At 51.3% G+C, this 13608-nt stretch carries 18 protein-coding genes and 2 tRNA genes; 19 read left to right on the forward strand and 1 reads right to left on the reverse strand.

Translation table 11 applies throughout. The annotated features are described in order from the left end of the window. Nucleotides 1-64: 64 nt before the first annotated feature. The 19 genes from cydA to G544_RS0100995 all read left to right on the forward strand — a co-directional run bounded on the left by cydA (nt 65) and on the right by G544_RS0100995 (nt 12510). The gene (gene cydA / locus G544_RS0100905) at nt 65-1636 is read left to right on the forward strand and encodes a cytochrome ubiquinol oxidase subunit I (protein WP_027272844.1); all 1572 of its coding nucleotides are present in this window, start codon (nt 65-67) and stop codon (nt 1634-1636) included. Nucleotides 1637-1650: 14 nt separating this feature from the next. Beyond that, on the forward strand, nt 1651-2790 hold the full coding sequence (gene cydB, locus G544_RS0100910) for a cytochrome d ubiquinol oxidase subunit II (protein WP_027272845.1): 1140 nt from the start codon (nt 1651-1653) through the stop codon (nt 2788-2790). Nucleotides 2791-2813: 23 nt separating this feature from the next. After that, the gene (gene cydX / locus G544_RS21505; protein WP_071783221.1) at nt 2814-2918 is read left to right on the forward strand and encodes a cytochrome bd-I oxidase subunit CydX; all 105 of its coding nucleotides are present in this window, start codon (nt 2814-2816) and stop codon (nt 2916-2918) included. Further along, a complete protein-coding gene (ybgE, locus tag G544_RS0100920) occupies nt 2918-3211 on the forward strand; it encodes a cyd operon protein YbgE (protein WP_027272846.1) in 294 nt (97 codons plus the stop codon). Before cydX ends, ybgE begins: the two co-directional genes overlap by 1 nt. 148 nt (nt 3212-3359) lie before the next feature. Beyond that, nucleotides 3360-3764, forward strand: coding sequence for a tol-pal system-associated acyl-CoA thioesterase (ybgC, locus tag G544_RS0100925; protein WP_027272847.1), 405 nt, complete (start codon nt 3360-3362; stop codon nt 3762-3764). Then, a complete protein-coding gene (gene tolQ / locus G544_RS0100930; RefSeq protein ID WP_027272848.1) occupies nt 3761-4444 on the forward strand; it encodes a Tol-Pal system protein TolQ in 684 nt (227 codons plus the stop codon). The genes ybgC and tolQ overlap by 4 nt, the downstream gene beginning before the upstream one ends. Before the next feature lie 15 nt (nt 4445-4459). Next, nucleotides 4460-4891 (forward strand): colicin uptake protein TolR, encoded by a 432-nt coding sequence (gene tolR, locus G544_RS0100935; protein ID WP_027272849.1) that lies wholly within the window; start codon nt 4460-4462, stop codon nt 4889-4891. A 104-nt stretch (nt 4892-4995) separates the two neighbouring features. Beyond that, nucleotides 4996-5997 carry a cell envelope integrity protein TolA gene (gene tolA / locus G544_RS0100940; RefSeq protein WP_027272850.1) on the forward strand — a complete coding sequence of 334 codons (1002 nt, stop codon included), beginning with the start codon at nt 4996-4998 and terminating at the stop codon, nt 5995-5997. Between the two features lie 126 nt (nt 5998-6123). Further along, nucleotides 6124-7416, forward strand: coding sequence for a Tol-Pal system beta propeller repeat protein TolB (gene tolB, locus G544_RS0100945; protein ID WP_027272851.1), 1293 nt, complete (start codon nt 6124-6126; stop codon nt 7414-7416). Between the two features lie 55 nt (nt 7417-7471). Then, a complete protein-coding gene (gene pal / locus G544_RS0100950) occupies nt 7472-7984 on the forward strand; it encodes a peptidoglycan-associated lipoprotein Pal (RefSeq protein WP_027272852.1) in 513 nt (170 codons plus the stop codon). A 9-nt stretch (nt 7985-7993) separates the two neighbouring features. Continuing rightward, nucleotides 7994-8743: a tol-pal system protein YbgF gene (gene ybgF, locus G544_RS0100955; RefSeq protein WP_027272853.1), complete on the forward strand. Its 750-nt coding sequence runs from the start codon at nt 7994-7996 to the stop codon at nt 8741-8743. Nucleotides 8744-8907: 164 nt separating this feature from the next. Further along, a tRNA-Lys gene (locus tag G544_RS0100960) sits at nt 8908-8983 on the forward strand. Between the two features lie 40 nt (nt 8984-9023). Then, a tRNA-Lys gene (locus tag G544_RS0100965) sits at nt 9024-9099 on the forward strand. Between the two features lie 177 nt (nt 9100-9276). Beyond that, on the forward strand, nt 9277-9498 hold the full coding sequence (locus tag G544_RS0100970; protein ID WP_027272854.1) for a helix-turn-helix domain-containing protein: 222 nt from the start codon (nt 9277-9279) through the stop codon (nt 9496-9498). 79 nt (nt 9499-9577) lie between these two features. Continuing rightward, nucleotides 9578-10144, forward strand: a complete 567-nt coding sequence (locus G544_RS0100975; RefSeq protein WP_027272855.1) for a hypothetical protein — start codon at nt 9578-9580, stop codon at nt 10142-10144. Between the two features lie 62 nt (nt 10145-10206). Beyond that, nucleotides 10207-10785: an SEL1-like repeat protein gene (locus G544_RS0100980; RefSeq protein ID WP_027272856.1), complete on the forward strand. Its 579-nt coding sequence runs from the start codon at nt 10207-10209 to the stop codon at nt 10783-10785. Nucleotides 10786-10807: 22 nt separating this feature from the next. Next, complete coding sequence (locus G544_RS19655; protein WP_134389075.1) at nt 10808-11668, forward strand: WGR domain-containing protein; 861 nt, start codon at nt 10808-10810, stop codon at nt 11666-11668. 23 nt (nt 11669-11691) lie between these two features. Continuing rightward, a complete protein-coding gene (locus G544_RS0100990) occupies nt 11692-12021 on the forward strand; it encodes a hypothetical protein (protein ID WP_027272858.1) in 330 nt (109 codons plus the stop codon). Nucleotides 12022-12039: 18 nt separating this feature from the next. Further along, nucleotides 12040-12510 carry an SF0329 family protein gene (locus G544_RS0100995; protein ID WP_027272859.1) on the forward strand — a complete coding sequence of 157 codons (471 nt, stop codon included), beginning with the start codon at nt 12040-12042 and terminating at the stop codon, nt 12508-12510. Nucleotides 12511-12512: 2 nt separating this feature from the next. Here the strand turns inward: G544_RS0100995 and G544_RS0101000 are convergent, their stop codons facing one another. After that, nucleotides 12513-13370, reverse strand: coding sequence for a cupin domain-containing protein (locus G544_RS0101000; protein ID WP_027272860.1), 858 nt, complete (start codon nt 13368-13370; stop codon nt 12513-12515). Nucleotides 13371-13608 lie beyond the last annotated feature (238 nt).

Genomic DNA, 13608 nt, shown 5'->3' on the forward strand with positions numbered 1-13608 from the left:
CGAACGGCGCGTTAAGTGGCTATCAAAGCGCGTCCGGGGTCTTCCTGAGGAGCAAGGAGTCAAGATGTTTGATATCGTCGAACTATCACGATTACAGTTTGCCCTGACGGCAATGTACCACTTCCTGTTTGTTCCGCTAACGCTGGGTATGGCGTTTTTGCTGGCAGTCATGGAGTCGGTGTATGTGCTGACGGGTAAGCAAATCTATAAAGATATGACCAGGTTCTGGGGCAAGTTATTCGGTATTAACTTTGCGCTGGGCGTGGCCACCGGCTTAACCATGGAATTCCAGTTTGGCACCAACTGGTCTTACTACTCCCACTACGTGGGAGATATTTTTGGCGCCCCGCTCGCCATTGAAGGCCTGATGGCGTTCTTCCTGGAGTCTACGCTGGTCGGCCTGTTCTTCTTCGGATGGGATCGTTTAAGCAAGGTTCAGCACCTGGCGGTGACCTGGTTCGTGGCGTTGGGTTCCAACCTGTCCGCGCTGTGGATCCTTGTGGCCAACGGCTGGATGCAAAACCCGGTCGCCTCGGAGTTCAATTTTGAAACCATGCGTATGGAAATGGTCAGCTTCGCCGAACTGGTGCTTAACCCGGTTGCGCAGGTGAAGTTTGTTCATACCGTCTCTGCTGGTTATGTAACGGGCTCCATGTTCATTTTGGGCGTCAGCGCGTTCTATCTGCTGAAAAAGCGCGATTTGCCTTTCGCCAAGCGTTCGTTTGCTATCGCAGCCTGCTTTGGCCTTGCGGCCACGCTGTCCGTTATCCTGTTAGGGGATGAGTCCGGTCGCGAACTGGGCGACGTGCAGCGCGTGAAGCTGGCGGCCATTGAAGCCGAGTGGGATACGCAGCAGGCGCCCGCCAACTTCAACCTGATCAGTATTCCCGATCAGAAAGCAATGACGAACCACTACTCGATCGAAATCCCTTATGCTCTCGGCATCATCGCGACTCGCTCTCTGGATACCGAAATTACCGGTATTAAAGATCTGTTGGTAGAGAACGAGCAGCGCGTTCGTAACGGCATAACCGCCTACCAGATGTTGGAGAAGCTGCGTTCCGGCAATACCGACCCGACGGTGCGCAGCGCGTTTGAGCAGAGTAAGAAAGATCTGGGCTACGGCATCCTGTTGAGCACGCATGCCAAAGACATGAATAACGCGACGGAAGATGAAATCAAGGCGGCCGCTCAGAGCACTATTCCTGAAGTCGCTCCGCTGTATTACTCTTTCCGTCTGATGGTAGGCTGCGGCTTCCTGATGCTTATCATTGTTCTGTTCTCGGTCTACCACGTGCTGAAAAACCGCATCGGCGAGAAGCCTTGGCTGCTACGTCTGGCGATGTATGGTATTCCGCTGCCGTGGATTGCCTGTGAAGCAGGGTGGTTTGTCGCCGAATACGGTCGTCAACCTTGGGCCATTGCGGACGTTCTGCCCATCGGCGCAGCGACGTCAGCGTTGACCACCGGCGACCTCTGGTTCTCAATCATCCTGATTTGCGGACTGTATACGCTGTTCTTAATCGCTGAAATGTATCTGATGTTTAAATATGCGCGTTTGGGGCCGAGCAGCCTGAAAACCGGACGCTACCATTTTGAACAGAGCAGCGCGGCATTAGCGCAAGACGCACGGTAAACAGGAGTCCAGTCATGTTAGATTACGATACACTACGATTTATCTGGTGGCTGCTGGTCGGCGTGCTGCTGGTTGGCTTTGCCATTACTGACGGTTTTGATATGGGCGTGGGTATTCTGGTTCCTATCATCGGTAAAACCAATACCGAGCGCCGCATCATGATCAACAGCATTGCGCCGCACTGGGACGGAAACCAGGTATGGCTCATCACCGCCGGCGGCGCGCTGTTTGCCGCCTGGCCACAGGCGTATGCGGCCGCGTTCTCCGGCTTCTACGTTGCGATGATTCTGGTGCTGGCGTCATTGTTCTTCCGCCCGGTAGGCTTTGACTATCGCGGAAAGATCGACGATTCGCGCTGGCGCACCCTATGGGATTACGGCATTTTCCTCGGCAGCTTCGTTCCTGCGCTGGTTTTCGGCGTGGCGTTCGGCAACTTGCTGCAGGGCGTGCCGTTCACCATGAACAGCATGTCGCACTTGAGCTATGAAGGTAACTTCTTCCAGCTGCTTAACCCGTTTGCCCTGATTGCCGGCATCGTTAGCCTGATGATGTTGATTACTCAAGGCGCCGCGTGGCTGCAGATGAAGACGACCGCAGAGCTTCGCCTGCGCGCCCGCGCCGCAACGCAAATCTGTGCGTTGGTAGTGCTGGTGGCCTTCGCTGCGGCGGGCGTTTGGGTGGTTTACTATATGGATGGCTATGTGGTGACGTCGGTACTGGATCACACCGCGCCGTCTAACCCGATCAATAAGGAAGTCGCTCATCAGGCAGGCGCTTGGCTGGCGAATTACAACAGCTATCCCATCCTGTGGGCTATCCCCGCTTTGGGCGTTGTACTTCCGCTTCTGACCATCATTGCTTCCCGCATGAACAGCGGCGGCATGGCGTTCCTGTTCTCATCGCTGACGATGGCGTGCGTTATCTTTACGGCTGGGATCACCATGTTCCCGTTCATTATGCCGTCAAGCATTAACCCGAACGTCAGCCTGACGATGTGGGATGCGACTTCCAGCCACCTGACGCTGACCGTGATGACGTTTGTAGCGCTGGTGTTCGTTCCGATCGTACTTATCTATACGCTTTGGAGCTACATCAAGATGTTTGGCCGTCTCGATAAGAAACATATCGAAGACAACCATGCGTCACTGTATTGATACCAACGATAAGGAGCAAAACAATGTGGTATTTCGCCTGGAGTCTCGGTACTTTGTTTGCCTGTGCTTGTGGTATCATCGGTGCAGTATGGTATGAAACCAACAACGGGAATGACGATCAAAAATAATGGGTACTGTGTTCGATAAACTGTACGCTGTTATGGATAAGGGCCCGTTACGGGCTCTTTCTTTAATATTAGCGTTCGCTTTGGCGTTTTGCGTGTTCTGGGATCCGACCCGCTTTGCGGCGAAAACCAGTTCTATTGCTATCTGGCAGAGCTATCTTATTATGTGGGCTATCTGCGCCGGCGTTATTCACGGGGTTGGGTTCAGGCCGCGAAAAACGCGCTGGAAGGCTTTTTTCACGCCGCTTCCCGCAGTTGCGATCTTGATCGCAGGGCTCGCCTACTTTTTGGCATAATCTGCCTCGCAAAATGAGGAAAAATAATTCTCGGCTTTGTTGACTGAGAATTATTTTAGCCTACGCGCTTTCTTCCCATTCCCAAGCGGTTTTCACTTGCGTATAGTATCAACTGTTTAGTGCTACAGTCAGAAACACTGGAAATATCGTGAGTAACTCGCTGTTCCGTTGGCCCGTTCGGGTCTACTTTGAAGACACTGATGCAGGTGGGGTGGTTTATCACGCCCGCTACGTGGCTTTTTATGAAAGAGCGCGCACTGAGATGCTGCGCCAATACAATTATAATCAGCAGCAGTTGCTGAGTGAGCATGTCGCTTTCGCCGTTCGCCGTATGGCCGTTGAGTATCTGTTTCCCGCTCGTCTTGATGACCTGCTGGAAGTTGAAACTGAAATTGTTGCTATCGGTGGCGCATCCCTTACGTTTGCACAACGCATCTTCGACCAGAATGGCAAATTATTAAGCCAGGCCGATGTGCTAGTCGCATGTGTTGATTCACGCCTGATGAAGCCGGCAAAGCTTCCCAGGTCTATTGTCGCGGAGTTAAAGAAGTGACCGACATGAATATTCTTAGCCTGTTTCTTGAGGCTAGCCTGCTCGTAAAAATTGTTATGTTGATTCTGATCGGATTCTCGATTGCCTCTTGGGCCATCATTATTCAGCGCACGCGAATATTGAGCACCGCCCGCCGAGAAGCCGAGGCGTTTGAAGACAAGTTCTGGTCCGGTATCGATCTGTCTCGCCTGTATCAGGAAAGCAACAACCGCCGCGATGAGCTGGCGGGTTCCGAGCAAATTTTCTACTCCGGCTTTAAAGAGTTTGCCCGCCTGCACCGCGCCAATACTCATGCGCCAGAGGCCGCCATTGAGGGCGCGACTCGTGCTATGCGTCTGTCTCTCAACCGCGAGCTTGAAAATCTGGAAAACCACATTCCTTTCTTGGGCGTCGTGGGTTCTATTAGTCCGTATATCGGCCTGTTCGGTACGGTATGGGGCATCATGCACTCGTTTATTGCGCTGGGCGCGGTAAAGCAGGCGACGCTGCAAATGGTGGCGCCGGGTATTGCCGAAGCGCTGATTGCGACGGCAATCGGCCTGTTCGCCGCTATTCCTGCGGTTATGGCCCACAACCGTCTTAGCCTGCGGGTATTTAAGCTCGAGCAGAACTACGACAACTTTATGGAAGAATTTACGACGATTCTCCACCGTCAGGCGTTCTCAACCGAGAATAAATAGGGTTAGGAGGTAAACGTGGCGTATAAACGTTCTTCCCGACGCGGCACGGGTAAACCCGCCGAGATAAATATTGTTCCGCTTTTGGACGTACTGCTTGTGTTGCTGTTGATTTTTATGGCAACAGCACCGATCATAACCCAAAGCGTTGAAGTCGACCTTCCGGAAGCGACCGACTCTAAAACCGTCTCGACGGACAACAAGCCGCCGGTGATTGTCGAAGTGTCAGGCGTAGGGCAGTACACGCTGGTGATTGATAAGGACAGAATGCCTCAGCTTCCGGAGCAGCAGGTCGTAGCCGAAGTCGAGCGCATTCATAAAGAAGATCCGAAAACGGTCTTTTTGATTGGCGGTGCGAAAGAGGTGCCTTACGATGAGGTTATCAAGGCGCTTAATATGCTGCATCGCGCCGGCGTCACGTCCGTTGGGTTGATGACTCAGCCGATATGATTGCGCTGCTAACGTAATTACTCCGCTTTTAAACAACGCCGACGCGATCGGCGTTTGAAAGCAGATGGATTGCGGTTTTTTAATCAGTTTTTTGGAAGCCTCAAGTGGGAAAGAATACAGAGCATAACGATAAGCTAAATCGCTCCGTAATGGCGTCGATCGTTTTGCATATTGTGGTTATCGGCCTGTTGGCCGTAGGCGCATTTATGCAAAAAGATGCGCTGTTTGGCGGCGGAGGCGGCGGTTCTGTTATTGACGCAGTGATGGTCGATCCCAACATGATGGCCCAGCAGGCCGAGCGGGTGCAGCAGCAAAAGCTGGACGCGCAAAGGGCGGAAAAGCTGCGCGATCAGGAGGCTAAACGTCAGGCTGAAGAGCTTAAACAGCAGCAGGCTGCGGAGCAGAAGCGCCTGAAAGAGGCGGAGAAAGATCGTCTGAAGGCGCAGGAAGAGACCAGAAAGCAGCAAGAACAGCAAAAGCTTGCCGAGCAGGAAGCGAAGAAGGCGGAAGCGGCCAAGAAGCAGGCCGAAGCCGACGCCGCTAAGGCAAAGGCTGACGCCGAGGCTCAAAAACAGGCCGCCGCTGCCGCTGAGGCGAAGAAGCAGCAGGCTGAGGCCGACGCGAAGAAGGCTCAAGAGGCTAAGCAAAAGGCTGAAGCGGAAGCTAAGGCAAAAGCCGATGCAGAAGCGAAAGCTAAAGCCGAGGCGGCCGCCAAAGCCAAGGCGGATGCCGAAGCGGCCCAGAAGGTCGACGATATCTTCGGCGGCTTGGCGTCCGATAAGAATGCGCCTTCCGCTAACGGCGCGTCCGGCGGCGGTAACAAGGCAGGGGCCAGCGGGCCTGAAGTCGATGCCTATATGGCGCAGGTTCGCGGCGCTATCATGAACAAATTTATCGATCCTCAGCTGTATAAGGGAAAAACCTGTACGCTGAGGGTTAAGCTGGCGCCGGACGGCACGCTCTTTAGCGTTCAGGCAGAAAGCGGCGACGCAACGCTGTGCCAGGTCGCGATCATGGCGGCCAAGCAGGCCAAGATCCCCAAACCGCCGTCAACGGCGGTTTATGAGAAGTTTAAAAACGCGCTGGTTGATTTTCAGCCGAAATAAGGTTGGTTGAGATAACTGCGACTTGATTTAATGCGCGTTATAACCAATAGTTGATGAGCTTAGCGATATCGCTTTGTTAGTAAACAGCAAATTATCGAGGCCAGGGGCTAAGATAAGGGAGAAAACATGAAGCATGCATTTCGATTAGCGATGGGACTGCTTATTCTATGGACTTCCGTGCTGCACGCGGAAGTCAGGATCCTGATTGACGGTGGCGTAGACTCAGCTCGCCCGATCGGCGTTGTTCCGTTTAAATGGACCGGCAGCGGCTCAATGCCTGAAGACATTGGCGATATCATCGCATCCGACTTACGAAACAGCGGAAAATTCAATCCGCTGCCTGCGTCTAAAAACCCCCAGTCGCCGACCACCGTGTCAGAAGTGACGCCGGCCGCGTGGTCTGCGTTGGGCATTAGCGCCGTAGTGGTGGGGCAGGTTCAGCCAAGCGCCAACGGCGGCTATCTGATTTCTTACCAGCTGGTGGATACCTCTTCTGCTACGCCGACGGTGCTGGTTCAAAGCCAGTTCCCAGTGACCAAGCAGTGGCTGCGCTACGCGGCCCACACCGCCAGCGACGGCATTTTTGAAAAGCTAACCGGCATCAAGGGCGTATTCCGTACGCGTATTGCCTATATCGTACAGAAGAGCGGCGGGCAGTTCCCCTATGAGCTGCAGGTTGCCGACTACGACGGTTTTAACAAGTTTACCGTTCGCCGCGCCTCTCAGCCGTTGATGTCTCCGGCCTGGTCGCCGGACGGCAGCAAAATCGCCTATGTTACCTTTGAAAGCGGACGTTCTGAGCTGGTAGTGCAGACGCTGTCTAACGGCGCTACCCGCAGCATCGCCTCTTTCCCGCGCCACAACGGTGCGCCGGCCTTCTCGCCGGATGGCTCCAAGCTTGCGTTTGCACTATCAAAAGACGGCAGCCTGAACCTGTACGTGATGAATCTGGCTTCCGGGCAGATCTCTCAGGTGACCCGCAGCCGCAGCAACGATACCGAACCTTCATGGTATCCGGATAACCAGACTCTGGCCTATACTTCGGACCAGGGCGGTCGCCCACAAATTTATAAAGTGAATATTAACGGCGGTGCTCCGGCTCGCGTTTCCTGGGAAGGCGCTCAGAACCAAGACACGGACGTGTCACCAGACGGTAAGTTTATGGTGATGGTGAGCTCCGGCGGCGGTCAGCAGCACCTGTCTAAACTGGATCTGGACACGGGGGCGGTGCAAACATTGACCGATACCTTCCTGGATCAAACGCCCAGCATCGCGCCTAACGGTACTATGGTTATTTACAGCGCCTCTGAAGGGCTGAGTAGCGTATTACGTTTAGTTTCGACCGACGGGCGTTTTAAAGCGCGTCTGCCGGCAACCGATGGTCAGGTTAAATTCCCTGCCTGGTCGCCGTACCTGTGATGCTCATATAAAAAAAGTCTGTATTGCAACTTAATCTTGAATAGGATCGAAAATAATGCAATTGAATAAAGTGGTTAAAGGCCTGATGCTTGCTCTTCCGATTATGGCGTTGGCCGCGTGTTCTTCTACCGACAGCAACTCTGACGGCAGCAATGGCAACGGCGGGCTGGGCGGTTACGGCAGCGGCAACGGCGGTTTTGGTTCCGGTGACGAGCAGGCACGCCTGACGCTGCAACAGCTTCAGCAGCAGAACGTGGTTTACTTCGACTACGACCGCTACGACGTTCGCTCTGACTTCGCTCAGATGCTGGACGCTCACGCGGCCTTCCTGCGCTCTAACCCGTCTTATAAAGTGACCATCGAAGGCCACGCGGACGAACGCGGTACGCCGGAATACAACATTGCGCTGGGCGAACGCCGCGCTAACGCCGTGAAGATGTACCTGCAGGGTAAAGGCGTACCGGGCGAGCAGATGTCTATCGTTTCCTACGGTAAAGAAAAGCCGGCAGTGCTGGGCCATGACGAAGCGGCCTATTCTAAGAACCGCCGCGCCGTACTGGTCTACTAAGAGAACGTCATGAACGGTAATTTCAGATGTTGTGTACTCAGTCTGTCGTTACTGGTCGGCATAGCGGCCCCCGTGGCCGCTATCGCCTCGTCAACGGACGACCGCATTACTCAGCTTGAGCGTATTTCCAACGCTCAGGGGCAGCTTCTGACTCAGCTACAGCAGCAGCTGTCTGATTCGCAGCGCGATATCGATACGCTGCGCGGCCAGATCCAGACGAACCAGTATCAGCTTGAACAGATCGTTGAACGTCAGAAGATAATCCTGCAGCAAATTGATGAGCTGGGCAGCAAAGGGGCTTCTTCCTCTGCGTCTACCTCTACTTCCAACGGCAGCGCAGCGAGTTCAGCGTCTACGGGGGCTTCCTCTCCGGCGGCGTCAACCGGCAACGAGAAGCAGGACTACGACAACGCCGTTGCGATGGTGAACGATAAGTCCAAGACCGACAGCGCCATTAGCGCGTTTCAAGACTTTGTTAAGCGCTATCCAAAGTCTAGCTATCAATCCAACGCCAACTATTGGCTGGGGCAGTTGTTTTACAGCAAAGGTAAGAAGGACGATGCGTCTTACTACTATGCAACGGTAGTAAAAAACTATCCGAAATCTCCTAAGGCTTCCGAGTCGATGCTGAAAGTGGGTATTATCATGCAGGAGAAGGGCGATAAGGCCAGCGCCAAGGCGGTTTATCAGCGCGTGGTTTCCCTTTATCCGAATACTGCCATTGCTAAACAGGCTGAAAAGCGTCTGAGCGGGCTCTGATCGCTATATTCTGCCTGATTTTTCGCCATAATTACCACGTTATGGCGGCTAGTGGCCAAATATCGGGCAGTTAAACAAAAAACGGAAAATTTTTGTTGCACACTTTTCTGAAGTCAGTAATATAGGCCGCCGTTGCCGGTGATAACGGCAGCCGTAACGTTTAAGGGTCGTTAGCTCAGTCGGTAGAGCAGTTGGCTTTTAACCAATTGGTCATAGGTTCGAATCCTATACGACCCACCATTCAAACGTTGCACTTAGAATTGAAAGATACTCTCAGCGAGGGTCGTTAGCTCAGTCGGTAGAGCAGTTGGCTTTTAACCAATTGGTCATAGGTTCGAATCCTATACGACCCACCATGCTGAATTGAAGCGCCGTAGGCGCTTTTTTTGTATCCGTATTTCAGTCGCTGTCCTTCTCCTCGTTTCTTATCATTTCTGAAAATAGTTCATTCCTTATGTGACTTATAGTCCGTGGTGCGACTGTTGATAACGCGTCATGCTTATCGCCTTGTTTAATGATAAGGAGGTAATAAGATGAACAACGTTGACTGGCATTCCGCCGACATCATTGCAGCGCTTAAAAAGAAAGGCATGTCGTTGGCGAAAGTGTCCAGACAGGCTGGGCTGGCCTCTTCCACGCTGGCTAACGCGCTGGTGCGCCGCTGGCCGAAGGGAGAACGGCTGATTGCCGAGGCCTTGGGGATGGAGCCGAAGGATATTTGGCCTTCCAGATATATCCAATATCCGCAAGGCTGAGCGCCTGACGGCCTCTTCCATGTCGCCGTTCAAACGTCTTGTGATAAAGTAGCGCCTATATTTCAAAAGGAACCAAACTATGGAAGGTAAAAAAGGCGGAAAGCTTGCCTCATGGCACGTGGCTTTGACGGTCGTGGTCGCGCTGATTGCGTTTGGCAAGCTGGGCGCCAGACTTTATCAGGAACACGTCGTTGAACCCAGGCAAAGGGAAGAGGCCAGGAACAGCGGGATGAATCTGGTTTATCAAATGATGCAGGCCCGCTATGACTACGTAGATTCGGTGCTTGAGAGGGTCAATAAGAAAGTTTCTGGCGAGGATAAAGCCAAAGAGGGAAGCTACATTGAGAGCATCGTTCGAAATGGAGAGGACATTGTCCTAACTTCTGTGCAAATGGAGCCCATGGAGCAAGAGGAACTGGAGCACATTAAGGCTGATTTTGAGAAAGTGAAAAAGAGCACCTTGGAAGAAACGCTGCCTGACGCCTGTAATAAGGAAGGCTTTTTTAGGCGCTTTATTGACGATAAGTTTAATTTAACCATGGTGACTAAGGATAATAATAAGAAAGAAATCATGTCCTACACGATCGCTAAAAGCGACTGCGAAAGATTGGAAAGTGAAGCCGTGGCCGTACCGGAAAAGGGATAAGCGTCTTTCGATATTATAATATTTCCCAACTTCGCAGCGACTTGTTTTTAAGGAATTCAAAGGTGTTCAACGTTCGTATACTGTCCGCATCCTTCCTTTTTCTTTTTAGTATGCACGTCTGGCCACAGCCACTGTCGATGGATGTGCAGTTGAGCCAGATGTCGAGCCAAGAGCTAAGCGCTTTAGCCCGAGCGGGAAACGCTGAGGCCCAGTATTATCTTGGTCGAAGCGCTCACATTGCCGGCGATAACGCTGTGGCTAAAATGTGGCTGGAAGCGGCGGCCAAGAAAAACAACGTCAGCGCGATGCTTCTGCTAAGCGATAGCGCATATTCCCTAACTTCAAAAGATAAGCACCGCTGGTATGAAAAAATCGCGGAATTGGGCGACGCGCAGGGCATGCTGTTTAACGCCATGCAGTACGAAGAGGACGGGGACTATCGCCAGGCCTACGTCTGGTATGTTCTTACTAACCGCGTTTTGTCGGAAAAGCTGACGCTCTGCAAATGGGATGCCCCTGAATGCTACGATCCTACTCATCAGGGGATGATGGAGAAACTGTCCATGCGATTGAATACTGAAGAACGTAAGGCGGCTCAGGTGGAAGCCGATGTGCTTTACCGAGGCATATTTAATAAGTAAGTAACGTTAAAGGAAGGCTGAAATGGAAATCAAAAAACACCTTATCCAACAGGACGGAACTTCCAATAAATTCTGGCAAATAGAAACCGATGGCTGCACGCAGCTTATCCACTGGGGAAGAGTGGATACCAAAGGGCGAAGCTCAGAAAAGGAATTTTCCGACTCGCAAAGCTGCAAGAAGGACGCGGAAAAGCTGATTGCCCAAAAGTTGAAGAAGGGCTACGTGGAAGGCTCCGACGCTCAGCCGATACCGGAAAAGCGTGAACTGACGGAAGAAGAGCAGGGGGAAGCGCTCTTTTGGGACGCCATCAGCAAGTCCAATAAGTGGAAGAAGGCTCACTGGTCGGAATACGACATCGATGAGCATATTGAGAACCTGACGGCGTTGCTGGCTAAGAAAAGCAAAAAGCAGCTGATTCACTTCGAACGCCAGCTGCAGATTAACCTTCACCGGCTTTATACGGCGCAAATTGCCGAACTCAGCATTATTTTAGAAAACAAATTCACCAGAGAAGGCGAGTCGATAACTTTTGACGACTATATCTCCGAAGACGGATTTATCTATTTCAGATGCTGGCTGCTGCTAAAAGGTAAGGCGTTTTTTGACGAGATTTCGCAGGATATCAACGCGTTCATCAACGGAAAATATTCTTTTAACATCGGCGACAGCTGGGCGGAAGGGCTGCTTTACGTTGCCGACGATGCCTATTCGGAAAATCACGATAATCAGAACGACTCTGAAATTCGCGATGCCGTCTACGCGATGGAAGACGTTATGGACTGCGACTCCATGGAGCGCGTGATGGACAGGGAACCGATGTCGGGTAGTGAGCTGCAAAAGGCCTATCCTGAGTTGGTCGCTGCGATTGTGGCGATTCGTTAGTCGATTAGAAAAAGGAACCCTTAATGACCCCGGAAGAATTCGTAAAAGAGTTTTGGTTGCTAAAAGAGTCAGACGTTAATGGCGCATTGGATTTTAACAACCAGCGGCTTACGTCAAAGCTGGTTAAGGACATGGGGCTGACCGACGTCCAACATCGGCAGTTAAGAGAAGTATTAGACGCAGTATTAACGGATGCGCTCTATACCGTACTTTTGGGGCTTGATGGCGAAGCAAATATTGGTGAGCGCCAAATGCCGTATCGAATTTATGATGAAGATAATAATGAACTCACCGGCAGCGGTGATATTGAAGCCTATGCGTATGAATATTTTCAAGAAAAAGGGCGTAGCTAAACGCGTTGTCGAAACTCAATGAAACAAAGACCCTGGAGCAAACTGCAAAAAGAAATCTATCTCCTGATTTCCCCGGACATCAATTTCCAAATCCACTGCGCGGCTTACCCCATGCGCAGCCAGAGCGGCAGCGCCAATCTGCCGCGCTATTGGATTACGCTGGGAAAAGAAATTATCTGGGACTACCCGAAGGACTTCGTTACAGAGGAAGGACTCATTAAAAACTGCGCCGGTGAAGTCACTCAATATTATCCCTATCTGAGCGGCGTTGCCGATATTTCCAATCTTATTCGGGAATATATCGATACGCCGAAAGAGCAGTTGCTCGATAAGCAATTCATGAATGACAAATGGGGATTAGTGAATATCCTTCGAGCGGCCGATCGCAGAATTGGTGCAAGGCGGTTGGATGATTTAAAACGAAAAACGCACAACGTCGCCACGATAAAGGTGATTATGCGGCGACGGGAAAATCAGATAGCGGAGTAAATTTAGTCGCTTAATTCAACGATAGAGCTCCAAAATACGTTGTGGATATTGCCCATAACTTCGTAATAATGGGCGTTTTCAAGCGACTTGGTTTGGGGATTTTGCCATTTACCACGATATTGCTTTTCAAACTGCTCCTTCAAATCCTTTTGCTTACTTGCCGACTCTGCATGAATAAACTGATGATAAATTTTTAATGCATCAGCGAGATTCTGCTGGAGTTCCGGTTCGGAAAAGCGATAGCTCAATTCCGGCTTTTTATAGATGGATTCACGAATTCGGGTGCGGTTGCTATAGTCTTCCGAAGGTGAGAAGTCGGTATTGTAGTAATGGATAAAGTCGTTGACTCGAAAAAGCTTGGTTTTATAGGTGTCCTTACCGTTGGCATAAACCGTTTCAGGTAGGGATTCCGTCGATCCAAAATTCCAGTTTTTATTGAAACTGTCGATAAAGAGTTCACTGCCTAAATCGGTAAACGGCCCGGTAAACGCCTCGCCGTTGATATTAAGCACGTGTACGTCGCCGTTCTCAGTAAAGGGTGTGGCGCCATCGGCCAAGTATTTCTGTATGACGTAAACGTAGCGCGTTCGTGTTGGGTTAATAATTCCCGCTTTTTCCACGTTGCCGTAGGCGCTCAGCACGCTGAACTTCATGTTTTCCCCGTTAGGTAGCGTGATTTGATGTGGCCCGGCGTCTAGAGTAATGTTTGTCATGCCTCCGGCGGGGACGGTGATTTCTTTATTATCGATAGACACTGTCAGCGGCCTGTCGGTAGGATTATCAATAGAAAACTCTTTACTGCCGCCAAAACAGCCGACTAAGCTAATGCACGCGATTAAGACCAGCGCTCCTTTCAACATAAAACTGTCCTTTTTAATGTCTAATTTATAGTGAATATAACAACGGTATTGGCGAGTTACTGCTGCGAATTATACCGTGAGGGAAGAAATATACTGGAAACAAGCGATGAATTAGGTGCATGAAATGCTTAGCGGTGAATCGAGATTTAATCGAATAGGCCGTTTAATTTACGAGCAAATAGGGATGATTAAAATGAAAATAGCCATAATGCTGCCAGAATAGGCAGCTAAGTCCGAT

Origin of the sequence: Leminorella grimontii ATCC 33999 = DSM 5078 (genome assembly GCF_000439085.1) — a bacterium.
GTDB classification, from domain to species: domain Bacteria; phylum Pseudomonadota; class Gammaproteobacteria; order Enterobacterales; family Enterobacteriaceae; genus Leminorella; species Leminorella grimontii.